This window comes from Salicibibacter cibarius (assembly GCF_016495725.1).
GTDB lineage: Bacteria > Bacillota > Bacilli > Bacillales > Marinococcaceae > Salicibibacter > Salicibibacter cibarius.
Window position 1 is genome coordinate 981877 of record NZ_CP054705.1, and the last position, 24486, is coordinate 1006362.

Here is a 24486-nt window from a genome sequence, read left to right on the forward strand (position 1 = left end):
GGAAAAATAAAGTAAGGTGATGGGAATGCAAAGATATAAGGATACATTATTCGATCAAGGACATATCAGCAATCACATTTTAAAAAACCGGTATATCGTCGGACCGATGACGAGGGTAAGTTCCGAAGCTGACGGCACACCGAATGAACGGGTTCATCGTTATTATGAACGTTTCGCGAAAGGCGGATTTGCCGCGGTGATGACCGAGGGCACGTACCCGGATACGATGTATAGCCAGGGGTATGAAAACCAGGCAGGATTGGCAACAGAGAAACACGCCGAAGCTTGGGCGCCGATCGTACGAGACGTAAAAGCGCACGGCGCAAAAATGATCGTGCAACTGATGCACGCCGGCGGTCAATCACAAGGGAATTATTATAAGGATACGAGTGTCGCGCCCTCGCCCTTTCAACCACCGAATCCGATGGTGGAAGTCTACGGCGGCCAAGGAGATTTTCCGGTTGCAAAAGAAATGACAAAAGATGACATTGAAGATGTCAAAGACGGATTCGTCCGGTCTGCGCGTTTAGCCGCGAGTGCCGGATTTGACGGGATTGAACTTCACGGCGCCAATGGTTATTTATTGGATCAGTTCTTATCTGAGAATATTAACCAAAGAGAGGATGAATACGGCGGTTCCATCGAAAATCGCCTGCGCCTTCTCATTGAATTAATCGATGATGTGCGAGAGGCAGTGGGTGAGCAGATGATGCTTGGTATTCGCATTTCTCAATTAAAAGCGACGAATGGAGCTTATAAATGGCCGGGTGGAGAGAAGGACGCGGAAGTCATTTTCTCTAGATTAGGTGAAACGGACGTAGATTTTATTCATCTTTCCGATGATGATGCGACAACTCCCGGCTTTGGGGAAGGAACGATGACGATGTCGGAAGCGGCGAAAAAATATTCCGGAAAACCGATTATCGCTTGCGGAAATCTTAGCGATCCTGAGGTAGCCGCCGGACTCATTGCCGATGGGCAGTGTGATTTCGTCGCGATCGCCCGGCAAGCGTTGGCCAACCCGGATACGCCTAATCGCGTATTGGAAAATAAGCCGTTGGAGGCCTTTGATGCCGGAAGCATCATGAAACCGAAAGCATACGTGAAAGATCACGAACTAGAGCAACCATTAATTGAAAATGAGTAATGAAGCGTTCATAAAGAGTGGATTTGCGCGGGAATCGGTCGCCATGAACGGGTCATGAGGCCTGAAATCGCTGCGGCGTCCCGTCTTCGGTCGCCATGAGCGGGTTATGGAGCCCGAAATCGCCGATCCACTCCGGTTTCGGTCATCATGAGTGGTTCATGGAGCCCGGAATCGCCGAACCTCACCGGCTTCGGTCGCCATGAACGGGTCATTAAGCCCGAAACTGCTAGTCCACTCCAGTTTGGGTCGCCATGAGTGGATCATGAAGCCTGAAAGTGTCGGCCGTCCCCGGTTTCAGTCACCATGTGTCATGAATCCAGTGCGCCAAAATAAGAAGCCTGAGTTCTTTTTCGGTGAACTCAGGCTTTTTTTCTAAGCATTCGTTTCCTGTTCATTTGGCATTTTTTGCCCGAACATGCGATTCAGCGCAAACGCCAACAGAATTAATGCGACAATCCCTACTAACAGTGACAGCCATATGGATTCCGTATACCCGGCAATCACGAAAGCGATAACTCCGCTTGCTCCAGCAGTGAGTGCATAGGGAAGTTGGGTGCGGACGTGATCGACCAAGTCACACGATGAACCTGCAGACGAAAGCACGGTCGTATCCGAGATCGGAGAACAATGATCCCCGAAGACCCCTCCACTTAGTACAGCGGCGATCGCCAACGGCATCGAGATGTCCAAGGAAGCAGCAATCGGCATCGCGATCGGAATCATAATCGCGAAGGTACCGTACGAAGTGCCGGTTGTAAACGCGACAATCCCGGATATGATAAAAATCAGCGCCGGTATAATCGCGGGCGTAAACAACTGCTGAGCGAGGTTGCTCACGTATTCCGCCGTTCCGACTTCCGAGGCGATATCCCCGATCGACCAGGCAAGGATTAAGATGATAAACACAAGAACCATCCCTTTAATGCCACTCATGTAGATCGATACCGCTTCTTTAAACGAGAATAGTTTTTGCGCCAATCCCATAATCAATCCAATCAATCCTGCTGTGAAAGCGGCTAAAAGAATGGATATTGCGCCGTCCGCTTCACCGATGGCAACGACAAAGTCATTTTCCGGATATCCGCCCGTCCACAAAAATAGCGGTGGAATCATAGCAAGCAAGACGATCAATGGAACGAGTAAATTCATTAATTTTGGCTTGGAAGTCATTGGCTCTGCTTGGGTAATTTCATCCGCGGATGGCGGTTGCGCCCCGTCACGTTGAACTTTTCCGCTCGTCATTGTACGGAATTCCGCTTTTGCCATCGGTCCATAATCGAGCTTTAGAAAAATTATGACGAAAACGAACAAGACTGCAAAGATGGAGTAAAAATTAAACGGGATCGTCGTCACATAGGCAAAATATTCCGATTGGGAAATGCCCAGTTCCGCAAATTGGGCACCGATTAATCCCATGACAAACACGACCCAAGTGGACACAGGCACGAGCAGTGCAGTCGGTGCGGAGGTAGAGTCAACAATATAAGCAAGTTTTTCCCTTGACACTTTCATGCGATCCGTCACCGAACGCATGACACTCCCCGCTGTTAGCGCATTAAAATAATCATCAATGAATAAAAGGATGCCTACTCCTCCGGTAGATCCTTGTGCGCCCCGGCGGCTTTTTACTTTCCCGGAAATAAGCTTCGCTAATGCTTCAGCACCTCCGGTTCGTTGGAAAAATGCCATCAAGACGCCAAATAATGCTACATAAACCAACACGGTAGCATTCCACTCATCTCCGATCACAGGGATAATAAAGTCCTGAAACGTAACATAGAAGCCCATCAAGGGATTCCAGTCTGCCAACATCGTTGCCCCGATCCAAACACCGGCAAATAAAGAAGGTATCACATTACGTGTCACAATCGCGAGAACGATCGCCAGCAACGGGGGAAGCAACGTTAAAACGCCGAATTCCATTCAGTACCTACTCCTTTCATATATGTGTCAATCCCCATGAATTTTATCATTTCCCTTTACAATATACGAGATTTACCTATCAAAAACCTGCAAATGTTTTGTATTTTTTAATAGAAAGACACGTTGACTTACGATGCCAACGTGTCAAACATTATTTTAGGTGTTCGATTGAAATGCTTTGTCTTTGTATTCGGACCGCTCGACATAAACAGTAGCAGCACTGTCGCCGAGAATGTTCGTGCCGGTTCGGATCATATCAAGGATACGGTCGATGGCCGCGACGAGGGCAACCCCTTCGAGCGGCAAACCGACCGCCGTGAGCGTAATGGTCAGCATAATCAATCCCGCTCCGGGAACACCGGCTGTACCGATGGCAGCAAGTGTTGCCACGACCATTACAGTGCCGATCTCCAAAAAGGAAAGTTGAACCCCGTAAAATTGGGCGATAAACAGGACCGCGACGCCGTTATAAAGAGCGGTTCCGTCCATGTTAATGGTCGCGCCGAGAGGGATAACAAAACTGCTCGTTTTGTTGGACACCCCAACGTTCTCTTGAACGTTTTTCATGGAAAGCGGAATAGTGGCCGCGCTACTCGCGCTTGAGAAAGCAAATAGGAACGCGGGAGTCATCCCTTTAAAAAATTTCAACGGTGAAATCTTTCCAAGAAATCTGACGGTACTTCCGTAAATGAGCAAAATGTGGAGCAAACAACCAACCGCTAGAGCCGCAATAACCACGAAGAGTGGCATTAAAACGGCTAAGCCATGTTCGCCGACCACCGGTGCCAAAATGCCAAACACACCAAGCGGGGCTACCTTCATGATGCCGCCGGTAACTTTAAACATAACCTCGGCCAGAGCGTCAAAAAAGTTTTTCACTGGTTCCGCGCGCTCCCCGACGAGAAGGATGCCAATCCCTAAGGCTAATGCAAAAAAGATGACTTGCAAGATATCCGCTTGCGCCATGCCTTCGATAGGGTTCTCAGGCACAATGCTTAAAATCACGTCAACGACATCATCATCTTGTTCTTCAGCGTCCTCCAATTCCTCATCCACTTCTTCTTCGGTCGGTGGATCTATATCGGCGACCTCACCGGGGTTGAACAAAAAGCCCATAGACAGCCCAATGCCTACCGCGATGAAAGAAGTGATGAGAAAATAACCGACCGTTTTTCCGCCGAGGCGAAGCATTTGCTTTCCTGACCCCAGGCTTGTAACCCCGACGATGAGAGAGGCCAACACAAGCGGAACGATTACAAATTGAATTAGCCGCAAAAACAGATCGCCCAGAGGTTCCACGACGAAAATGGCTTCGCCGAATATGGCGCCAAATAGGATAGCGAGAATGAATGCGATCAAAATTTGATAAACTAAAGAAATTCTCACAGTTAACTCCCCTTTCGGAATAAAAAAAATAGTATAAAAATATAAACGGAAGTAGTTTGCTTCGTATTTTCTTTTATCTCCCCCAATCTTTCTGATGAAAATACAGTTTCATCCTACACTAGTATATAGGAGGTGACAAGAATGTTACATATAATCATTGTCATTATTAAATATGAGACATCTCAGGCTTGTAGAACCAATCGTCAGCATTGGAATGAATGAGGGTGAAATAAGTACTTACATTGCCAAAAACAATTTCTCTCTACTTTTTTTGCTGAAAATGTTATAAATAAAGAAGAGGAGTTGATCACGAAAGTGGCAAAAACACTTATTATGACCGCAGTAGAAGTAGAGAAAGAGGCGGTTGAACGCGGGATCGGCGAGGGGCAAAATATCGATGTCGCGCTCTGCGGCGTCGGTCCGGCCCAGGCAGCGGCCCGGACTGCTTTTGCTTTGACAAAAGATGATTACAACATGGTGATAAGCGCGGGAATCGCTGGCGGTTTTAAAAACAGAGCAGCGATCGGTGACGTGGTTATTGGCGAGCGCCTGATTGCCGCTGACTTGGGTGCGGAATCATCGACGGAGAGCTTCCTTCCCATCGATGAACTCGGGTTTGGTTCAAACGTGATTGCTGCCGATGCTTCTTCCGCTCAACAAATGGCCATCCGATTAAGCGAAAATGGTCAAAAGGTGCGAACAGGAACGATTGTGACGCTCTCGACGGTGACGGGGACGGAGGACACTGCCACGATGCTTATGCAAAGGTTTACCGATGCTTACGCAGAAGCAATGGAAGGATTCGGTGTCGCTACAGCCGCGGCTGAAAAAAATTTGTCCGTCTTGGAAATCCGTGCGGTTTCCAACCTCATAGGTCCAAGAGATAAAGAAAACTGGAACATTAAAGAAGCGCTTGCCACGCTTGAGAAGGTGGGAGTTGCTATAAAGGAGATATCCGAATGAAAATCGCTTATTCCCCGTGCCCGAACGATACATTTGTTTTTCACGCCCTGACCCACGGTTTGATTAAAGGGACACCCCCTTTTGACGTTACCTATGCGGATATCGATGTCACGAACCATTTGGCGATTGACGGGGATCCCAAGAAACACGACGTCATGAAAATTTCATTCGCGGCTCTCCCGTGGGTGTTGGAAGATTACGCGTTATTATCTTGCGGAGGGGCACTCGGACGCGGCTGCGGCCCACTTGTTTTAACCGCAAACGATGAAAATAATCCGAATGATTTACAAGGCAAACGGGTGGCGGTCCCGAGCGAACGTTCCACCGCTTACTTATTGTTTCGGCTGTGGACGGCACAGCAAGTGGAAGGCAATATTGGCGACGTCGTTGTAATGCCGTTCCATGACATTATGCCGGCCGTACAAAACGGGGACGTAGACGCCGGACTCGTCATCCACGAAGCGCGTTTTACGTACCAAAACTATGGGTTGAAAAAATTAGTCGATCTCGGCGATTGGTGGGAAAAAGACACCGGTTACGCGATTCCGTTAGGTGCGATCATTGCCCGCCGCTCCATGGATCGGGAAGCTCTTGCCGGTTGGATCAAGCAATCGGTGGACTATGCGTGGGAACACCCGGAAGCATCACGGGAATATGTGCGGACTCATGCACAAGAAATGGACGAAGAAGTCGCCCAAAATCATATTGATCTATACGTCAATGAATTCACGAAAGAACTGGGCGAAGAAGGCTACGGTGCCGTTGAAGCATTTTTGGGGCGGGCAGCCAAAGAAGGGCTCGTACCCGACGATCAATTGCACCGGTTGCGTTTTTGAAAAGATTGATAGAGCCGTGAAACGTTTATGAAGCCTGAAATTCGACCTGGGTTTCGGTTTCGGTCACCATGGAGCGTTTATGAAGCCCGAAATCGTCTCCGCGCCTCGGACCCGGTCGGCAAGAAGCGCTCATGAAGCCCGAAATCGTCTCCACACCTCGGTTACGGTCGCCATGAAACCACTCATTAACCCTGAACTCCGCGCCATCATAATGAACAAGGAGGAGATCACGTGCACGTTGATTATTTTGTCACAAAAGAATGGCTTCACGACCATCTCCATGACCCTAATATTGTGATTGCAGACTGCCGCTATGACCTAAAGGATCCGGAAGCCGGTTGGCAGTCGTATCAAAACGGCCATGTCCCGGGGGCTATCTTTTTTGATCTAAAAAAAGACCTCTCCGGTTCCGTCGCTACCCACGGCGGAAGGCATCCGTTGCCGGCGGTGGCTGATTTTGCCGCGACGGTTAGTGCTTCCGGAATCGACACTCATAAACATGTTATCGTCTACGACGACCAGCACGGATCGATGGCGGGACGATTATGGTGGTTGTTACGCTATGTCGGCCATCCCAGCGTCTCGCTTCTGGATGAGAACTATTCCGAATGGGAGGCCCATGGATACCCGACGAGCATGGAGGTCCCGATTCTTCGGCCGACCAATTTTGAACCGCAACTACAACCTGACATGCGCGTCGATATAGACGATGTGAAAGAATTAAAAGAAAAAGATAACGTCGCCGTTCTTGATGCGCGGGCACCGGAACGTTACCGCGGTGAACGGGAACCGCTGGATAAAAAAGCCGGGCACATTCCGGGGGCAGAAAATTGGTTTTGGAAGGAGAATGTCGGAAGCGAGGGTAAATGGAAATCAACCGAAGCGCTCGTCGAACGCTTCCGTTCCTTGCGACAGAAAGACGCCGTCGTCGTGTATTGTGGTTCCGGTGTGTCCGCAAATGCGAACATTATTGCTTTAAAACAAGCGGGCATCGAAAATGTGAAATTGTACCCCGGGAGTTGGAGCGATTGGGCTTCCTACGATCATAATCCTATTGCCAGGGGAGAAAAACCGTGAACACATCTGAAAAACTCGATGAATTTGCCGCAAAAATAAATACAAGTCTTGAGCACATTGTAGATTTTACAAGATGCTATCATGTGGTATTAAAGCCGGAAGGTTATTATGAACTGATGTTTTCCGATGAACAGTTCACATTGAGCGAAAAAAATTTCATCAAACTTCTCGATGGAGATTGGGAGTCCCGCAAAGGCATTTATGATGGGGCAGCAAAAGTAGAAGGAAAACTGGGGCACGCGCTGAAGTTACGCCAAATCGTAAAAACATATAACGAATAAGCAAACCCCCTTCCTGATAGTTGGAAGGGGTTATCCTTTATTCCTTATGTTCAAATATAAGTGAAGCACAATGTTTAATAATATCGCGGCGTCTTACAATTCCGATAAAATATTCTGAGTCATCTGTGACGGGAATGAAGTTTTGATCCGCTGATAGGGCGATGAGATCTTCCATCTGTGCGTGTATGAAAATAGGTATGTTTTGCACGCGTAGCGTAATGTCTTTAAGCCTGAGGCTCATCGCTTTGTCGAGCCCCTCTACTTTATTGTCGACGAGCTGCCAAAGGAGATCCCCTTCGGTGACTGTGCCGGCATACCTTCCTTCCTCATTAACGAGCGGGGCCGCCGTGTAACTATGATGGCGCATTTTTTCAAGTGCTTGTCGTACCGTTGCTTCCGGGCTTAAATATTTTACTTCTTGTTTTGGCAACAGAAAAAATCCGATGTTCAATCGTAAATTCCCCCTTTTCGTACTCAAAAGCTTGGCTTACAGAGGTGGCGATTTTAGCCGGTGTGCCTTAAAAAGCTCCGAAGGGAGGAAAGAGCCCCCTCGGATGGAAGTCTACTTAATTATAAGCGGTGGACAAGCTTTCTTGCAATACTGTTCTTGGACTATAAATCTTCTCCGATAATTTTGACCTCCGTGTGTAAGTCGACGTCGAATTTTTCCTTCACGGTAAGTTGAATATGGTTGATCAATGATAAATAATCCGTGGCTGTTGCCCGGTCGACGTTAACGATAAAGCCAGCGTGCTTGTCGGAAACTTCGGCGCCGCCAATACGCACTTTTTGCAGGCCGCTATCTTGAATCAATTTCCCTGCGAAGTGATTGGGCGGGCGTTTAAACACGCTTCCGCATGAGGGGAATTCCAACGGTTGCTTGGATTCCCGTAAATAGGTCAATTCATCCATCTTTGCTTTAATGGCATAATACTGTCCGGGCTCTAATCCGAAGACAGCTTCCAAAACGATGTAATCTTTTTTTGATATAATACTGCTTCGGTAAGAAAGTTCCAATTCTTCATTGCTGAGGGTAATGATTTCTCCTTCTTTTGTTAGGAGCGTTGCATTTACCAATACGTTCGAAACTTCCCCGCCATACGCCCCTGCGTTCATGACGAGCGCTCCGCCTACGGAACCGGGAATACCACAAGCAAATTCCATCCCTGTCAACGTCTGGCTAAGGGCTGTTCTTGAAACATCAATGATGGCAGCCCCGCTTTGTGCAATAATGGTGTTTCCTTGAACGGTTATTTTGCTTAAACGGTTAAAGTGCAGGACGACCCCTCTTATTCCGCCGTCTCGGACGATCATGTTGGAGCCGTTGCCGAGCATCGTCAGCGGGACCCCTGTTTCGTAAGCAAGAGCGGTCACTGCGCTCGCTTCTTCATACGTATGCGGCAATACGAGATAATCTGCCTTGCCCCCGGTTTTCGTGTGCGTATAGTTGTCGAGCGACTCATTTCGACGAATCCTTTCGCTCGGCAACGACAATTTTAAAGCATCATATAATTTATCATCACTCATGTTTGTTCACCCTTTGCATTCGATCCATACAAACCTTTCATTATCCATCATAGCAAGGCTACCGTATTTTTGCACTAGATTCATTTAAAATGAAGCTAACGTAGCGTTTCTAAAATAATTTATGTCAAAGGCACACATGAAGTGAGCACGGAGGGGTGTCTCTGATTATTTTCGCCTAACTTGAGCCATTTCAATCGACTGTGTAAAATAAAAACAAGAACCCTCTACATAAATAATATACATCATCATCGAAGAGGATGTGAAACCATGAAAATCATTGTTATCGGCGGAGGAATTGCAGGAATGAGCACGGCCTATCATTTGGCCCGTGAAGATGGTATAGACGTAACCTTGATCGATCAAACACATGAAGGGCAAGCGACCGCGGCGGGCGCCGGCATTGTCTGCCCATGGATTTCCGAACGAAAAGACAATCAGGCCTGGTACGAATTGGCGCGTGGCGGTGCACACTATTATGAGGCGCTCGTAGAGCGGTTAACAGAAGATGGGGAAGATCGATGGGGTTTTAAGCGCGTTGGCGCACTTGCCGTCAGCGAGGATGAAACGGAACTGGATGACATTGAAAAAAGTGCGCGTGATGCGAAACAAACCTCGCCGGAACTGGGCGATATTAAGCGCTTGGCAAACGAAGCAGCCAAGGATCTTTTTCCGCCGTTAGGGGATGGTTTCGGTGCCGTTCACCTCTCAGGTGCCATCCGCATTGACGGAAGACAACTAAGAGACGCCCTTAAGCGCGCGGCGATCAAACATCATGCAGACATCCGCCAAGGAGAAGCGCGTCTGGCAAAAGAAGATGGTCAAGTGAATGGCGTCTACTTGGAAGAAACGTTTCATCCGGCCGATCATGTCATCGTAGCCGCGGGCGCCTGGGCACCGGAATTGCTTGCGCCGGTCGGTGTCACGCTTCCGATTGAACCCCAGCGCGGTCAGATTGTGCATTTGCAAATCCCGGAAGCGGACACGTCCAAGTGGCCGATGATTCTTCCGAGAACGAGTTATTACATGCTAGCCTTTGACGATTCCCGGATAGTTGCAGGGGCTTCCCGGGAAAATGGGACAGGTTTCGATTATCGACAAACAGCCGGGGGCGTCCGGGAGGTGTTGGAGAGCGCCCTTTCGGTTGCGCCGGGGCTTGCTCAAAGCACGCTATATGAAACGCGCATCGGATTTCGTCCGGTCGGACCGGACCATCTTCCTTTCATTGGATGTATGGAAACCCCGAAAGGGTTAAGCATTGTCAACGGACTCGGCCCTTCGGGGTTAACGATGGGGCCTTATGCAGGTAAACTGATCAGTGATCTGACCCTCGGAAAAGAGATGGGAATTGACTTATCCCCCTATCATCCGGAAAGATTTGACAAGTGAAATGCGTTATTCGTGACAGCCGAACGCGATTTTTGTTAAGATTAAAAAGCAGTAAATAAAACGGCAATCACGAATAACCCGCCCTAGTAGCTCAGAGGAAGAGCAACAGCCTCCTAAGCTGTAGGTCACAGGTTCGACTCCTGTCTAGGGCGCCATTTAAAGTGATCAAAATAGACAGCCTTTTGGGGCAATAATTGATGACTTGCCGATTTTGTGCAAGTACATAGCAGCCCATGCACCAACAACGTCCAATGATAAAAGCCACCCCGCTATTTAACTTAGGCGAAATGGCTGTGCAAAGCGATTCGTGAACGTACGATCCTACGAGGTTTCTTTTATCGGCGGTTAAGGTTTAGATGCCCCGGATTTCTGTTGCGGAGGCATATACTCTTGCACATAATCATCCGTTACGTGGACATCGCACTTTTTGTTTCCGTTGATGAATGAAAAAACGCCATTGTTGAAATCAGTGCCGATTTCTTTATAAAAAACACCCGAGTGTGAACAGGAATGCGTATGGTTAAAGGAGAGACGGTATTTGTCGTCATCGGTTTTGACTAGATAGGCGCGAACCCCTGTTTCAAAATGCTCATCTTTATAGTTTTCCAATCCTCGTGTCATGGCAATGATGTGCAAGTCAACGAAGGGAAGTTCTTTGAGTAACGAATTAATAAGAGATCCTTTTGTTATTTCCTGCCAACGGTTTCTGGCGGTCTGCCCGATGACAACTTGTGTCGCTTGTTTATCCTTGGCAACTTGCGCAATCACTTTGGAGATTGGGCGTTTGCTATTTGATTTTATGATGAACTCCGTCGCGTTATATTCATCGGCGAGCGTCTCCCAGTACTCCAGATAATGGCTTTTATCATGGTCAAGGTCATCTACGTCCGCTTCATTAACTGTTAATATATAAAATGGGCAACCTAGTTTTTTGGCGATTTTGCCGCCTCTTTTAATCAATTTTTCCCCATTTGGACCGTAATAAACGCAGGTTAGAATGCATTCGTCTGTTTGCGTTTGGTTTTGATCCATATGCCTTCACCTCTTACAACAAAATAGGGAGCATTATGCGCTGTTTTGATAATGCCAACTAACAGCTTACTCCTGTTTGTTTTATGCTGTCAATGTCATTTTCGTTCTTTCTTGAAATTTTTTTGGGCGCCTATCATAGCAGGGGTGCGAAGGGTAGAAAACGATAAGTTTTATCCATGTTACCGTGCGTCATTTTTCTGTTTTTATGCACTAACCTAAAGGCAGGGGGCAAAAAATGTTACAATTCTTCAACCGTTCGACCTTATCGCTATGCAGATGTAATAGACTTTTATTACAATAGAGGAGCAGTTGTGTGCCTAAAAAGCACCGATGAGTATTTGCAGAAAATTCAAAACGACATATAATAATGATCCACTTAAAAGGATAATACGCCTTTTTTGTGCCCTTTTCAAGGGGGAAAACAACTTTCATGTTTGCTGGTATCTCGTGCCGTCATTTGGGAAGAATAAAGCTTGTCCCAATGTGAAGTACATAAGGGGTTGATACATTTTGTCCTGGTTACATATCTTCATTTTGTTACCTTTGCTCGTTGCCGTTATTATTCCGATTTTGTATAAAAAAATTGCAAGGATACATACCGGCTGGTTCGTATTGGTCGTTCCGCTGGCGATTTTCGTTTATTTGCTTACGTTCCTCCCTATGATTGCAGGCGGGGAAACGGCGATGTATACATTCCCGTGGATCCCCAGTTTTAATATTGACATGAGTTTTTATGTCGATGGCCTTGGACTCGTTTTCGGTTTGATCATCTCGGGGATCGGAACGCTCGTCGTCCTTTATTCCATTTATTATTTGGACAAAGGCCGCGAAGCGCTCCATAATTTTTATGTTTATCTCATGATATTCATGACAGCCATGCTTGGGGTTGTGTTTTCGGATAACCTCATTGTCCTTTATCTTTTTTGGGAATTGACGAGTATTTCCTCTTTCTTATTGATTGCTTATTGGTACGCGAGGCGACAATCGCGTTATGGCGCACAAAAAGCAATGCTCATTACGATTTTTGGCGGCTTTTCCATGCTGGCGGCGATCATTATGCTTGGCATAATGGGCGATACGTTCAGCATCCGTGAATTGATTTCCCAAAGTGACCAACTTGTGCAGCACCCGCTGTTTATTCCTGCGATGGTCTTGCTGTTGATTGGGGCTTTTACAAAGTCGGCGCAATTTCCGTTCCATATATGGTTGCCGGATGCCATGGAAGCCCCGACGCCGATCAGTGCCTATTTGCACTCGGCAACAATGGTAAAGGCGGGTATTTATGTTGTCGCCCGATTCACGCCGCTTTTCGGGGGTACGATGGAGTGGTTTTGGATCGTGACGGGCGTCGGGCTCCTCACACTTTTCTGGGGGTCTTTGTTGGCAGTGAAACAGCGGGATTTAAAAGCATTATTGGCTTTTTCTACGGTCAGCCAACTCGGACTTATTATGTCCCTTTTGGGTATGGGGTCAGCGGCGCTTTATTACGGCGGAGGCGAACTGGCGCACCTTCATTCCATGGCGGTCCTTGCCGCTGTTTTCCATCTGGTCAATCATGCCACTTTTAAAGGTAGTTTATTTATGGTCGTCGGTATCGTCGACCATGAAACGGGGACGCGTGACATTCGCAAACTCGGCGGTCTCATGTCAATCATGCCGATATCATTTACCCTTGCGTTGATCGGAAGTTTATCGATGGCAGGCTTGCCTCCGTTTAACGGTTTCCTCAGTAAAGAGCTTTTCTTTACAGGAACGTTAAATGCAGCGAGTCTTGACATCTTTAGAATGGAGACGTATGGATTTTTAATTCCGATTGTTGCTTGGGTCGCCAGTGTGTTTACGTTCATTTACAGCATTATTCTTGTATTTAAAACGTTCTTCGGCAACTATCAACCGGAGCGTCTGGAAAAAGAGGCGCACGAAGCGCCATGGGGGATGTTGCTTCCGCCGGCAATTTTAGCGCTGTTCGTCGTTGTGATCTTTTTTGTTCCAAACGTACTCGGCGAATATATTTTGGAACCGATGATGGCGTCGGTCTTGCCGGCATTGGTCGGGCAATTTGATTTTCATATTGAAGCATGGCATGGTTTTGAGCCGGAACTGTTTATGACGATTGCCCTCGTTGTTCTCGGTATCGTCTTGTATTTGACGTTAAGAAGGTGGATAGGGTTGTACAACCGTATGCCGAGAGCACTGTCGATTACGAATGCGTACAATTCGGGACTTAAAGGGATGGAGAGCATTTCAAGAAAAATCACGGATGCGCACATGACCGGGTTTAGCCGCGATTATCTTCGTTATATTTTCTTGATTTTTATCATGATCGTCGGTGCAAGCTTATTCATGTTGGATGGTATCTCCTTTGATGCGGGTACTGTCGCGCATATTAATATGTTTGAAGTCATTCTTTCCCTCGTGTTGGTAGGGGCCACGGCGATGGTTGTCTTCACGCGCTCACGATTGGCGGCAGTGATCTGTGTGGGCGTCTTAGGCTATATCGTCGCTTTATTCTTTGTTGTGTTGCGGGCACCGGACTTGGCGTTGACACAGCTCGCGATTGAAACGGTTACCGTCGCGTTGTTTTTGGTGTGCTTTTATCATCTTCCGCGATTGCGACAAAAGGAAGAAGGAGATGGCTTCAATGTAATCAATATGTTGATTGCGAGTGCTGTTGGGATCCTTGTAACGTTGGTGGCGTTAGCAGCGAACGGTCACCGCCTCTTTCCGTCGATTTCCGATTACTACTTGGATGCTTACGAACTGGCCGGTGCAGCAAACATGGTCAATGCGATTTTAGCGGATTTTCGCGCGCTAGATACATTGCTTGAAATCTTTGTGCTTTGTATTGCGGGTCTAGGGGTTTTCGCGCTAATAAAAGTAAAGATGGCAAGGAGGGAAAAGAATGAAAACCAATGATGTGATCTTACAAACGATCACTAGTATTTCGGCGTTTATCATTCTTGCATTTGGCGCCTATTTGTTCTTTGCCGGCCACCATGATCCTGGAGGCGGGTTTATCGGTGGATTAGTCCTTGCTTCCGCGCTCGTGCTTTTGTATTTGGCATTTGACATGGAAACGGTCCAACAAGGCATCCGTATCGATTATAAAATTTTAACGGGGATAGGCGTTGGTCTCTCCACATTGACGGGAGTCGGGGCCATGCTCCTCGGTTTTCCGTTTCTCACCCATACGTTTGAATATGTGGATTTCCCCTTTTTCGGCGAAATCGAACTGGCGACTTCCGTATTGTTTGAAGTGGGTGTATCGCTTGCCGTTGTAGGGGCTACGATGACGATTATTCTAAGTATTAGCGAGGATGCATAAATATGGAGATTTTAATGTCTGTCCTTGCCGGGATTTTGTTTACCGCAGGCACTTACCTGGTACTGGCCAAAAGTTTAATACGTATCGTTTTAGGGACGGCAATTATAGGTCACGGTGCCTTGCTTTTGCTGCTCACGATGGGCGGGATTAAAACCGGTGCGCCGCCGTTACTGGGGTTGGAGAGCACTGCTTATACCGATCCGCTGCCACAAGCGTTGATTTTAACCGCCATCGTCATCAATTTTGGGACGCTGGGATTTTTCCTCGTACTCTCGTATCGTTCTTATCAAGAGTTGGGGACAGATGATATGGAGGAATTAAGGGGCACTGAAGATGAATAATTTAGTTATTTTACCTTTGCTCATTCCGTTGTTAACGGGTGTGCTACTGATCTTTTTCCGAAAACAAATACGTGTGCAACGCTATGTGACAACCGTGTCTTTATTGTTGTTAACGGTCGTAACAATTGCGCTTATTCACCAAGTTTCGGTGGAAGGTACACAAACGTTGAATTTGGGCGGATGGGAACCGCCTTATGGCATTGTGCTCGTTGCTGATATGTTTGCGTTATTACTCGTACTGGCAACGGTGATCGTCACCTTTTGCTGTGTGCTTTATGGCTTTCGAACGGTCGGGGAAGAAAGAGAAAAGCATTATCTTTACACGTTTATTCATTTTATGATCGTCGGCATCATGGGGTCATTTTTAACCGGTGATCTTTTTAACCTATTCGTATTTTTTGAGGTTATGTTGCTTTCTTCTTACATACTCATTTCCCTCGGGGGGGAGAAAGGCCAACTGCGGGAGTCTTTGAAGTATGTGGTTATCAATATTGTCTCGTCCATGCTTTTTCTGGTGGCGATCGGATATCTGTACGCCATTACCGGTACGTTGAACTTTGCCGATTTGTCGGTGAGAATTGCGGAGACAGGACAAGATGGGTTAATTACAACGGTGGCTATCTTTCTTTTGCTCGTGTTTGCCATCAAGGCAGCCCTGCTTATGTTTTTTTGGCTCCCGGGCGCTTATGTTGTTCCGCCTATGGCCATTTCTGCCATGTTCGCGGCATTGTTGACAAAGGTCGGCATTTATGCCATTTTCCGGACATTTACGCTCATTTTTTATCACGAAGCGGTCATCACGCATGAGTTGATTGGTTGGTTAGGGGTCGCAACGATGATACTCGGCGGCATCGGTGCCGTAGCATACTGGGATCTCCGGCGAATTCTGGCTTACAATGTCATTATCGCCGTTGGGTTTATTATGATCGGACTTGCTGTTTTTACGGAAGTCGCGCTGGCCGGTTCCATTTACTATCTGATTCATGACATGATCGTTAAAGCGTTGTTGTTTTTACTTGGCGGGGTTATGATCGGGTTGACCGGTACCAACCAACTGCGTGAGATGAGCGGTATGATTCGCAATCACGCGTTACTGGGGTGGATGTTTTTCCTCGCTGCATTTGCGTTAGCAGGCGTCCCGCCGCTCAGTGGATTTATCGGCAAGCTGTTGACGTTGCAAGGGGCGATTGACGAAGGCTTCTATGTGATGGCTGCGGTCGGTTTGATCACAAGCCTTATGGTGCTTTATTCAGTCATGAAAATATTTATGAACGGCTTTTGGGGAGAAAACCAATTGTCCGTTGAAGATGAGAAAATGTCCACAAAAGGTTTGTTGTTCCCGTGTGCAATATTGGCGATTCTGAGTGTCGGTCTTGGGGTCGGTGTTGAATGGGTTAATGTGTATGTGTTACAGGCAGCGGAAGTTTTGAACAATCCGCAAGCATACATCGACGCTGTATTGCAAAATTGATAGGAATGGGGTGAACCAATGCCTTTTCAAATATTGATCAACTTAATCATTGCCTTTTTATGGGTAACGTTACAAGATGACTGGAGTCTCCCTACGTTCACGTTAGGGTATTTACTCGGGCTTGCAATCTTGTTTTTGATGCGGCGTTTCTTCAATGAAAAGTTTTATTTACACAGAATCTGGGCGCTTATCGTGTTGTTTTTAATATTCATGTGGGAGTTGATTCATTCGACCATTGTCGTTACCGGACAAATTTTGCGACCGAAATTAAATATTACACCCGGGATTTTCAAGCTGGAAACAGAGCTGGAAAGCAATTGGGAAATTACGACACTCGCTTTGCTTTTTATGCTCACCCCGGGATCGGTTGTTGTAGAAGTTTCCCCGGATCGGCGAACGTTTTATATGCACGCGATGGACATCCCCATCTCCAGTGATATGGTAATCGCGTCACACACGCGATTTGAAAGAGCAATTATGGAGGTGACGCGCTAATGTTTGACGCTGTCCTGCTTTTGATGCTTTTTTTATTGGCGATCGCGATATTGGCGGGGTTATACCGAGCGATAAAAGGACCCTCGATGGCCGATCGTGTCATCGCGCTAGATCTTATCAGCATTATGATGATCGCGTTGATCGGGGTGGTTTCCCTTTATTTGGAGACGGAAGCTTTCTTGGAAGCGATATTGTTGCTCGGAATTCTGGCATTTATCGGGGCAGTAGCCTTTGCGAAGTATATTGAAAGGGGGGTTATCATTGAGCGCAAGCGTGATGATTGAAGTCATCGTTGCCATTTTATTGATCGTTGGCGTTGTCATGATTCTCATTAGCGCTTTTGGGCTCGTTCGCCTCCCTGATGTGTATACACGTTCACATGGGGCGACGAAAAGCGCAACCCTCGGTGTGCTATGTACGTTAACCGGGGTTTTTATACACTTCGGTTTGATCGAAGGTTTTTTTAGCGTCCGTTTGCTCTTGGGGATTGTATTCGTGTTTTTGACTGCTCCCGTTGTCGGCCATGTCTGTTGCCGAGCGGCATATCGTTCCGGTGTGCCGCTCTATGAGGAAAGTGCACAAGATGATCTGGAGGAAGTGTTAGGAAACGTTGAAGAACGGCAAAGGCAAAGAGAAGAACAAATGAACATTAGGCGCCCAAAGAAGGAAAACGTTTCCGAATGACGGGCGTTTTCTTTTAAAAGAAAAGGAGAGGATCATGAATTTTGAACGGATTCAATCGAAAAAAATATACGAAATCGTCGCTGATGACATCAAAGGTCGTATTGATAACGGGGAGTTGCAACCGGGGGATCGGTTGGATTCCGTGGAAAGGCTGGCACGCCAATTTAACGTCGGGCGCTCTGCCGTTCGGGAAGCATTGAGCGCCTTGAAGGCGATAGGATTGGTGGACATTAAACACGGGGAAGGGACATTCATCAAATCTGCGAATCGCCTTTCGTTAAAATTGTCGGTATCCGCTTTATTAAGCATGCGCCCGGAAGAAATTAGCGAACTCTTGGAAGTAAGGAAAATCGTAGAAGTTGGCGCTGCCGGGAGCGCGGCTTATCGTCGGGAAGAGCACCAGCTGCCGGTGATCGAAGAGGCCTTGCAACAGATGGCTGTGCCGATTAGTGACGGGAAGCTCGGTGAAGAAGCCGATTGGCAATTTCACCTCGCGATCGCGCGAGCCACGCAAAATAACATGCTTGTCGATCTCTTGGAAAACATTGCTAAGAAAACGAAGCAGACGATGCTTGAGACGAGACGCATTTGGCTTTTTTCCGAAAAAGTCAGCGCGGAGCGTCTATACGAGCAACATGTATGTATCTATGAAGCGATAAAAGCAAAAGACGCCGTGCTTGCACAGCAGCGCATGCGTGAACATTTGGAAAGCGTGGAACAAGTTTTATTTCACAAGGAGAAATAACGAAGAGAAAAAGTTGTTGGACGATGAAATCGCTTTCGTTTATACTAAGAGAACAGGTCATCAGATGACTATGAAGGAGAGGAGGCTTTTTTTGTGAAGGTATCACTTTTTATTACGTGTTTAGGCGATATGTTCTATCCAAATGCCGGAAAGGCAACGGTTGAATTGCTGGAAAAATTCGGTTGCATGGTGGATTTTCCGGAGTCGCAGACGTGTTGCGGGCAGCCGGCTTTTAACAGCGGGTATCACAGCGATGCACAAAAAGCCGCGAAGCAGACGATTGAAGCATTTGAAAATTCTTCCTATGTTGTAACACCGTCCGGGTCATGCGCGGCCATGCTGCATGAATATAGCCATTTATTGGAAGGGGAGCCTGAGTGGCAATCAGAAGCAGAGGCGTTGAGCGCGAAAAGTTATGAGTTGACACAATTTCTCGTTGATGTGCTTCAAGTCGAGAACACCGGTGCTTCCTTTCATGCCAAAGCGACGTATCATACGTCTTGTCATATGTCGCGCCTACTCAGGGAGACGCGTGCGCCGCAAACATTACTTAGCCACGTGAGCGGTTTGGAAATGGTGGACTTGCCCCATAAGCACGATTGTTGTGGATTTGGAGGCACATTTGCCGTTAAAATGCCGGATATTTCAAAAGAGATGGTCGATGAGAAGGTGAGCTGTGTTCAAGCTACCGAAGCCGATATTCTCATCGGTGCTGATCCCGGTTGCCTGATGAACATCGGCGGACGGATGAGTCGCGAAGAGAGCCCCGTCAAAATCATGCATATAGCCGAAATTCTAAATCATACGGAAGAGAGGTGATCCCATGCCGCTGCGAGTGGGGGAAAAAGATTTTCAAACACGCGTTAACAATGGCTTGGACGATGCCTTTATGCGCGGCACCGTCCGCTCGGCCCAAGAACAATTGCGAACTAGAAAACAAGCGTCCTCGGAAGAACTGGGCGACTGGGAAGCGTGGCGCACGCTCGGGGAAGAAATCCGCACCCATACGCTCGAACACCTCGACTATTATCTGGAGCAGTTAAGCGATAAGGTGGCGGAGCGGGGCGGTCATGTTTATTTTGCCAAAACCGCTGAAGAAGGGAACGCTTACGTGCGTGACGTCGCTCGTCAAAAAGAAGCGAAAAAAATCGTAAAGTCGAAATCGATGGTCACTGAAGAAATGTCGTTAAATGACGCTCTCGAGGACGATGGGCTAGAGATTGTGGAGACGGATTTGGGGGAGTACATTTTGCAAGTGGATGACCATGACCCGCCTTCCCATATTGTTGCTCCTTCCCTGCACAAAAACCGCTCACAAATTAAAGACGTCTTTGCTGATAAAAAGGGTTATGGAGACAGCGACGATGCGAACGATATTACCCGCTTCGTCCGAGGTGAATTGCGCGAGGAATTTTTGGATGCGGACATTGGCATCACGGGCTGTAATTTTGCCGTCGCCGAATCCGGATCGATTTCACTCGTTACCAATGAAGGGAACGCCGATTTGGTTACAGCTTTGCCGAAAACCCAAATCTCGGTGATGAGCATGGAACGGATCGTTCCTACGTGGGAAGAGCTGGATGTCATGGTGAGTCTGCTTTGTCGTTCTGCCGTTGGCCAGAAGCTAACGTCCTATATTACCGCTTTAACGGGACCAAAAGGCGAGGGGGAGATCGATGGTCCGGAAGACTTCCATCTCGTGATTGTTGATAACGGCCGCTCCGATATCCTCGGGACGCAATTTCAGTCGGCTCTTCACTGTATCCGATGTGCCGCCTGTGTGAACGTATGCCCGGTATACCGCCACGTCGGTGGCCATGCTTACGGTTCCATCTATAATGGCCCGATCGGCGCGGTGTTGACGCCGCTTCTCGATGGTTACGAGGATAACAAGGAGCTTCCTTACGCCTCTTCTCTCTGCGCCGCCTGTACAGAAGCATGTCCGGTAAAAATTCCCTTGCATGAGCACTTAATCGCTCATCGCCAAATTATTACGGAAAAAGAAAAACTCGGTCCCATGCCGGAAAAATGGGCGATGAAAATGTTCGGCACGGGGGTGTCTGCGCCGAAACTTTACCGACTGGCGTCTAAACAAGCGCATCGTGTCATGCGGCCGTGGACGAAAGGCTCGAGTATTTCGAATGGGCCGGGACCATTGAAAGCATGGACACGTTTTCGCGATTTACCGGCGCCTGCCGGGGAACGTTTTCGTGATTGGTTTGCGAAGCGAAGGAGGTCATCGTCCGATGAGTAGAGGATCGATTCAAGGGAGAGAAGATTTTTTAAATCAAATCGCGGAGAAAATCGGGCGACCGCGGAGTGAACATGTGGAGATGCCCGAGTGGCAGTCGCAACCGCAATGGGATGTTTTTGCAGATGAGAATGCCGACCAACTCGTGGAACGGTTTAAAGCGCAATGCGAAAACATTCATACCGATGTGGTTGAAACAAATGTTGCCGGGCTTCGGGAAGCGGTAGCGGAAACGATCGGGGCGTATCAAGCAGATTCGGTCATCATGTGGGACGATGACAGACTTGAACGCACGGGGCTTGATGATGGGTTTCGATCGCAAATGAGCGCGTTGGGCGTGGAAACGACAGTGTGGGACACGGCGAAGGGAGAGGAGAACATCAGGGTAGCGGAACGCGCCGGCGTCGGCATCACGTATAGCGATATCACTTTGGCCGAATCAGGCACGGTTGTCTTGTTGAATGCGCCTGAGAAGGGCAGGGTTGTGAACCTCTTGCCGGAAAATTATATCGCCGTCATCCCCCGCAGTTCGCTGGTGCCGCGCATGACGCAAGCAACCCACCGCATTCATGAACGCGTGCAAAACGGGGAGGACATCCCTTCGCAGATTCACTTCGTCTCCGGACCATCCAACAGCGCGGATATTGAAATGAGCCTCGTCGTCGGTGTGCACGGACCGGTAAGGGCGACGTATATTATTTTGGAGGATGCGTGAGGGGAGGGGCGGCCCAGGTTGCCGTTTCGAGACTGTACCGCACCAAAGGGTAAAAAAAGGAAGGGATTGTCCCAAAAAGGATGGAAGAATTGTATCGAAAGGTACAATAAAGCGATAATTGTCCCAAAAAAGGTGGGCGACTCGCACTGAAAGGTACGATAATGAATGAGTTGTTCCTCAAGAGGGGTCACCGGTAGCTTGTTGTGATCTCTCAATGAGTTGTTATATCGACACAACGAGATCCCCATGATGAATAGTCTTATAAAATTGTGTAACGAGCTCCTTCCGGGGCTCTTTTTATGCTATACTTATAAAAAAGAAGGGAGTGGACAATGAAAACTATAAAGGAACATGAACCATCAACCGAATTAAAAATTTTACGATTATTAAATCCGAGAATGACTCTCCCGGATCATCATCATTATTTGAACAAAAAGTTAGCGCCGCATTCCCCTTCAAAATCTTCGATTTAGTGGAGGTTAGGCGCTAAGGTCTTGGTCTGTTTATTTTTAAAATCATATTGGTTAAGGATAAGATTAGACTTTGAATAAAGGGTAAGTTATAATAAAACAAACAAGTGTTTCTGTTATAAATAGATAACCTTAGGGAACTTTTGGAAGGAGGATTTGATGATGGACATAGCCAAAACGCTGTCGCATAAGATTAAGAATCACTCTCGTATCTTTGATGCAACGCTAGATATCTACAACGACGCACTGGCTTTTATTATCGAAGTCATAGACAAAGAGTTTGATAATCTCGATGAGATGACGACAAAATCTATCGTGCCCGCGGTAGAAAGGCTTATTCACATAACAAAATCAAACCCTCATCCGAAGTACCAAGCATTTAACGCTCGATTTTATAAATTTCCTTCGTACTTTCGCAGAAGTGCCATTGCTTCGGCGTTCGGGAAAGTAAAAAGCTATCGATCCAATTTACGTAACTGGGAAGAAGAGAAGTCAATCGCTCTTTCCGATGGGAAAAGTTTTAAAAAGAGTCCTCCGGGGTTGCAATTAAAACACAAAGAGTTTCCTGTATTTTATAGGGGCAATATGTTCAAGAGAACATCGGATACAACAGCTCAAATCAAAATCTTTCATAACAATGATTGGGTCTGGGTGGATATCACCTTCAAAGAACAAGATTTATATAAACGTGGCGTTTGGGATTGGAAAGAAAACAACCCTACGCTTGTTAAAGTCGGAAAAAAATATTTCCTAAACGTTAGTTATCAATCAAAAGCGGCATTAAACAAAACCAAAATCGACGACCAAAAAGTATGTGCGGTAGACCTCGGGATTAATAATTCTGCGGTTTGTTCGGTGATGGATATAAAAGGCACTGTCTTGGCTCGTAAGTTTATTAATCTGCCAAAAGAAAAAGACCGGTTATATACATTGACGAACAAACTACGCAAAGCGCAACGGGTGTCGGGTTGGATTGCTGCGCCTAATTTTTGGCGACAAATCAATGGTCTTCAAAAGCACATCGTAAACAACACGTCTCATGAAATTGTGGCGTTTGCAAGCGAAAACGATTGCGACGTCATTGTTTTCGAATACCTTGATAAAATGAAAACGCCGAAAGGGTTTTGGGGCGCAAAAAAACTTCGCTTCAAACTCCGTTACTGGCGCAAGAAAGGGATTCAGAACAAGGTAACGGAGATGGCGCATTATCAAGGCACACGTATGTCAAGAGTGAATGCTCGGAATACGAGCAAGTTGGCATTTGATGGTTCCGGAGAAGTCGAGCGAAATTGGAAAAAAGACCTCGCCACATTTTCAAGTGGAAAAGTCTATCATGCCGATTTATCAGCTTCTTATAATATTGGGGCACGATATTTTGTTCGTGGCATTCAAAAATCCATGTCGGAAACGAAATGGTTGTCGCTTCAGGCAAAAGTCCCTGATGTGGCAAAAAGGACATATACGACCTTGTCTTCATTAATTAGCCTTACGAAAGCAAGAGAGTCGCCGAAGGCGTCTTAACCGCTTTTATTTGTGCTGTATTTAAGATAAGGGATGCTCCATCAAAATCTTCGATTTAGGTGGAGAGGTTCACTCAAGAAAAAGGGTTTGCCGGCGAGTTGAAACTGGACGTTTGGTTGGAAGGCCTTACGAATGATTGTCTTGTCGTCAATGACTTGTTACTCGAGTACAAAGGAAAGCTTTTTCAGATTGATTCGCTGGTGATTTTCCAAAGAATGATCTATGTCTTCGACTCGAAATACCACGAAGGCGACTTTTATCTTGATGATAATAAATGGAAAACGATTGTCGGCGAAGAAATAAACAGTCCCCTGCCCCAAATGGAACGAGCCGAATCCCTCCTGAGAAGGCTGCTTCAGCAACGCCTCAACGTCAACATCCCGATCGAATCCTTCCTTGTTTTTACTCATCCTGAATTTTACCTGTACAATGCCCCTCCGACACTGCCTGCTATTTTCACTAACCAGTTTCACCGTTTTATGAAAAAAATGAACAACATCACGTCGACAGTCAATCGAAGTCATGAAAGACTGGCTGAACAATTGGTTGCTCGGCATTTAAAAGAATCGCCTCATACCCGTTTGCCTGAGTATGAATATGAACAATTGAAAAAAGGCGTTGTGTGCGATAAATGTGCATCCTTTATGGTTGCAAGTGGATATGTATGGATGTGTGCAGGGTGCGGTTATAAAGAAAAATCCGAAACCGCGATCATCCGTAGTGTAAAAGAATTCAAGCTCCTTTTTCCAGATCGAAAAATAACCAGTGCCATAATTCGTGAATGGTGCGCGGTGGAAGGTGATCGGAAAAAAATTATAAGAATTCTTAACAATTATTTCAAACGAGTTGGAAAAGGACCAGCTTCATATTATATTGATTGATTATGTTGTCCCTTAAAAGGCAAAAAGGC

At 46.9% G+C, this 24486-nt stretch carries 24 protein-coding genes and 1 tRNA gene; 20 read left to right on the plus strand and 5 right to left on the minus strand.

Features of this window, described 5'->3' with window-relative positions; genetic code table 11:
• Positions 1-25: 25 nt before the first annotated feature.
• Entirely contained in the window at positions 26-1147 is a 1122-nt protein-coding gene (locus tag HUG15_RS04975) for an oxidoreductase (RefSeq protein WP_200127535.1), read from the plus strand.
• A 372-nt stretch (positions 1148-1519) separates the two neighbouring features.
• Here the strand turns inward: HUG15_RS04975 and HUG15_RS04980 are convergent, their stop codons facing one another.
• Together HUG15_RS04980 and HUG15_RS04985 are read right to left on the minus strand one after the other, a co-directional pair.
• Entirely contained in the window at positions 1520-3070 is a 1551-nt protein-coding gene (locus HUG15_RS04980) for a Na+/H+ antiporter NhaC family protein (RefSeq protein ID WP_200127537.1), read from the minus strand.
• A 156-nt stretch (positions 3071-3226) separates the two neighbouring features.
• Complete coding sequence (locus tag HUG15_RS04985) at positions 3227-4456, minus strand: dicarboxylate/amino acid:cation symporter (RefSeq protein ID WP_200127540.1); 1230 nt, start codon at positions 4454-4456, stop codon at positions 3227-3229.
• A 315-nt stretch (positions 4457-4771) separates the two neighbouring features.
• Between HUG15_RS04985 and HUG15_RS04990 the strand changes: the two genes are divergently transcribed.
• The 4 genes from HUG15_RS04990 to HUG15_RS05005 all read left to right on the plus strand — a co-directional run bounded on the left by HUG15_RS04990 (position 4772) and on the right by HUG15_RS05005 (position 7613).
• Positions 4772-5419: a futalosine hydrolase gene (locus tag HUG15_RS04990; protein WP_343073147.1), complete on the plus strand. Its 648-nt coding sequence runs from the start codon at positions 4772-4774 to the stop codon at positions 5417-5419.
• On the plus strand, positions 5416-6255 hold the full coding sequence (locus tag HUG15_RS04995; protein WP_200127542.1) for a 1,4-dihydroxy-6-naphtoate synthase: 840 nt from the start codon (positions 5416-5418) through the stop codon (positions 6253-6255). Before HUG15_RS04990 ends, HUG15_RS04995 begins: the two co-directional genes overlap by 4 nt.
• Positions 6256-6486: 231 nt before the next feature.
• Complete coding sequence (locus HUG15_RS05000; RefSeq protein ID WP_200127544.1) at positions 6487-7332, plus strand: sulfurtransferase; 846 nt, start codon at positions 6487-6489, stop codon at positions 7330-7332.
• Positions 7329-7613: a hypothetical protein gene (locus HUG15_RS05005; RefSeq protein WP_200127546.1), complete on the plus strand. Its 285-nt coding sequence runs from the start codon at positions 7329-7331 to the stop codon at positions 7611-7613. The genes HUG15_RS05000 and HUG15_RS05005 overlap by 4 nt, the downstream gene beginning before the upstream one ends.
• Positions 7614-7650: 37 nt before the next feature.
• On the opposite strand, the gene HUG15_RS05010 is transcribed toward HUG15_RS05005, so the two are convergent.
• Both HUG15_RS05010 and murB read right to left on the minus strand, forming a co-directional pair.
• Positions 7651-8064, minus strand: a complete 414-nt coding sequence (locus HUG15_RS05010) for a CBS domain-containing protein (RefSeq protein ID WP_200127548.1) — start codon at positions 8062-8064, stop codon at positions 7651-7653.
• Between the two features lie 161 nt (positions 8065-8225).
• Complete coding sequence (gene murB, locus HUG15_RS05015) at positions 8226-9140, minus strand: UDP-N-acetylmuramate dehydrogenase (protein WP_200127550.1); 915 nt, start codon at positions 9138-9140, stop codon at positions 8226-8228.
• 267 nt (positions 9141-9407) lie between these two features.
• Here murB and HUG15_RS05020 point away from each other — a divergent pair, with 267 nt between their 5' ends.
• Positions 9408-10526: an NAD(P)/FAD-dependent oxidoreductase gene (locus HUG15_RS05020; protein WP_200127552.1), complete on the plus strand. Its 1119-nt coding sequence runs from the start codon at positions 9408-9410 to the stop codon at positions 10524-10526.
• 80 nt (positions 10527-10606) lie between these two features.
• Positions 10607-10681, plus strand: a tRNA-Arg gene (locus HUG15_RS05025).
• Positions 10682-10871: 190 nt separating this feature from the next.
• Here the strand turns inward: HUG15_RS05025 and HUG15_RS05030 are convergent.
• The gene (locus tag HUG15_RS05030) at positions 10872-11558 is read right to left on the minus strand and encodes an adenine nucleotide alpha hydrolase family protein (RefSeq protein WP_200127554.1); all 687 of its coding nucleotides are present in this window, start codon (positions 11556-11558) and stop codon (positions 10872-10874) included.
• A 510-nt stretch (positions 11559-12068) separates the two neighbouring features.
• Here HUG15_RS05030 and HUG15_RS05035 point away from each other — a divergent pair.
• From HUG15_RS05035 to HUG15_RS05095, 13 genes are all read left to right on the plus strand, one after another.
• On the plus strand, positions 12069-14474 hold the full coding sequence (locus tag HUG15_RS05035) for a Na+/H+ antiporter subunit A (protein WP_200127556.1): 2406 nt from the start codon (positions 12069-12071) through the stop codon (positions 14472-14474).
• Positions 14461-14883 (plus strand): Na(+)/H(+) antiporter subunit B, encoded by a 423-nt coding sequence (locus tag HUG15_RS05040; RefSeq protein WP_200127558.1) that lies wholly within the window; start codon positions 14461-14463, stop codon positions 14881-14883. Before HUG15_RS05035 ends, HUG15_RS05040 begins: the two co-directional genes overlap by 14 nt.
• A 2-nt stretch (positions 14884-14885) precedes the next feature.
• A complete protein-coding gene (locus tag HUG15_RS05045; protein ID WP_200127560.1) occupies positions 14886-15224 on the plus strand; it encodes a Na(+)/H(+) antiporter subunit C in 339 nt (112 codons plus the stop codon).
• Positions 15217-16695: a Na+/H+ antiporter subunit D gene (locus HUG15_RS05050; protein ID WP_200127562.1), complete on the plus strand. Its 1479-nt coding sequence runs from the start codon at positions 15217-15219 to the stop codon at positions 16693-16695. Before HUG15_RS05045 ends, HUG15_RS05050 begins: the two co-directional genes overlap by 8 nt.
• 18 nt (positions 16696-16713) lie before the next feature.
• On the plus strand, positions 16714-17190 hold the full coding sequence (locus HUG15_RS05055; RefSeq protein ID WP_200127564.1) for a Na+/H+ antiporter subunit E: 477 nt from the start codon (positions 16714-16716) through the stop codon (positions 17188-17190).
• Positions 17190-17474, plus strand: coding sequence for a Na(+)/H(+) antiporter subunit F1 (locus HUG15_RS05060; RefSeq protein WP_200127565.1), 285 nt, complete (start codon positions 17190-17192; stop codon positions 17472-17474). The genes HUG15_RS05055 and HUG15_RS05060 overlap by 1 nt, the downstream gene beginning before the upstream one ends.
• Positions 17452-17874 carry a Na+/H+ antiporter subunit G gene (locus HUG15_RS05065; RefSeq protein WP_246516501.1) on the plus strand — a complete coding sequence of 141 codons (423 nt, stop codon included), beginning with the start codon at positions 17452-17454 and terminating at the stop codon, positions 17872-17874. The genes HUG15_RS05060 and HUG15_RS05065 overlap by 23 nt, the downstream gene beginning before the upstream one ends.
• Positions 17875-17908: 34 nt before the next feature.
• Complete coding sequence (locus tag HUG15_RS05070) at positions 17909-18619, plus strand: FadR/GntR family transcriptional regulator (RefSeq protein WP_200127566.1); 711 nt, start codon at positions 17909-17911, stop codon at positions 18617-18619.
• 93 nt (positions 18620-18712) lie between these two features.
• Positions 18713-19438, plus strand: a complete 726-nt coding sequence (locus tag HUG15_RS05075) for a (Fe-S)-binding protein (RefSeq protein WP_200127567.1) — start codon at positions 18713-18715, stop codon at positions 19436-19438.
• A 4-nt stretch (positions 19439-19442) separates the two neighbouring features.
• A complete protein-coding gene (locus HUG15_RS05080) occupies positions 19443-20873 on the plus strand; it encodes a LutB/LldF family L-lactate oxidation iron-sulfur protein (RefSeq protein WP_200127568.1) in 1431 nt (476 codons plus the stop codon).
• Entirely contained in the window at positions 20866-21585 is a 720-nt protein-coding gene (locus tag HUG15_RS05085) for a LutC/YkgG family protein (RefSeq protein ID WP_200127569.1), read from the plus strand. The genes HUG15_RS05080 and HUG15_RS05085 overlap by 8 nt, the downstream gene beginning before the upstream one ends.
• A 632-nt stretch (positions 21586-22217) precedes the next feature.
• Positions 22218-23576 carry a transposase gene (locus HUG15_RS05090; RefSeq protein WP_200127570.1) on the plus strand — a complete coding sequence of 453 codons (1359 nt, stop codon included), beginning with the start codon at positions 22218-22220 and terminating at the stop codon, positions 23574-23576.
• A gap of 98 nt (positions 23577-23674) precedes the next feature.
• Entirely contained in the window at positions 23675-24457 is a 783-nt protein-coding gene (locus HUG15_RS05095; protein WP_211202347.1) for a nuclease-related domain-containing protein, read from the plus strand.
• The last annotated feature ends 29 nt before the right edge of the window (positions 24458-24486 follow it).